The sequence below is a fragment of the Megasphaera cerevisiae DSM 20462 genome (assembly GCF_001045675.1).
Taxonomy (GTDB): domain Bacteria; phylum Bacillota; class Negativicutes; order Veillonellales; family Megasphaeraceae; genus Megasphaera; species Megasphaera cerevisiae.
Map to the genome: position 1 here is coordinate 1 of NZ_LEKT01000149.1, position 744 is coordinate 744.

Consider the following 744-nt stretch of genomic DNA (forward strand, 5'->3'; position numbering starts at 1 on the left):
ATAACTGAGTTATCATTTATTTTTTCAACTCGGCCTCTTAAACCATCATAAAATTCTACGATATTACCTACTTCTGCAACAGTCATTTCGAGTCCTCCCTTAATTCATAGCTAGACTATATTGTACTAAAAAATACACTACAAATAAACTAATAACACTAAAAACTCTTAGAATTAATACATAAATTATGAAAATTTTGTCATTATTGAGTAAATAATTGGAATTTTAAATGTAAATGGTGCATAAATAAGGTAAGGGCATATATAGAGAATCTATAAGGAGCGTTTGTTATGAAATTTGTAAGCAATAATAATATAACTGATCCAACACTTAACTTAGCTATGGAAGAATATGTATTAAAAAATCTTCCTTCAGAAGAAAGTTATTTTTTATTTTATGTAAATAGACCCTCCATTATTGTTGGTAAAAATCAGAACACGATAGAAGAGGTCAATAAAGCATACGTTGATGAAAAAGGCATAGATGTCGTACGTAGAATTTCAGGTGGTGGTGCAGTTTATCATGATACAGGTAATTTAAACTTTAGTTTTATTACAGATGATGATGGTAATAGTTTCCATAACTTTAAGAAATTTACAGAACCTATTGTCCAAGCCTTACAATCATTGGGTGTGGACGCAGAAATGACAGGACGTAATGATATTCAAGTTGGTGCTGCTAAAATTTCAGGGAATGCAATGGTTAAAGTTAAAGATAGAATGTTTAGCCACGGTACATTAATGT

2 protein-coding genes are annotated in these 744 nt (G+C 30.1%); one reads left to right on the forward strand and one right to left on the reverse strand.

The annotated features are described in order from the left end of the window. Nucleotides 1-86, reverse strand: an 86-nt coding sequence (locus AB840_RS16340) for a DUF2187 family protein (protein ID WP_126927107.1), incomplete at its 3' end; no start/stop codon positions are given. A gap of 204 nt (nucleotides 87-290) precedes the next feature. Here AB840_RS16340 and AB840_RS15475 point away from each other — a divergent pair. After that, nucleotides 291-744: lipoate--protein ligase family protein (locus AB840_RS15475; RefSeq protein ID WP_048515701.1), on the forward strand; the 454-nt coding region annotated here is incomplete at its 3' end.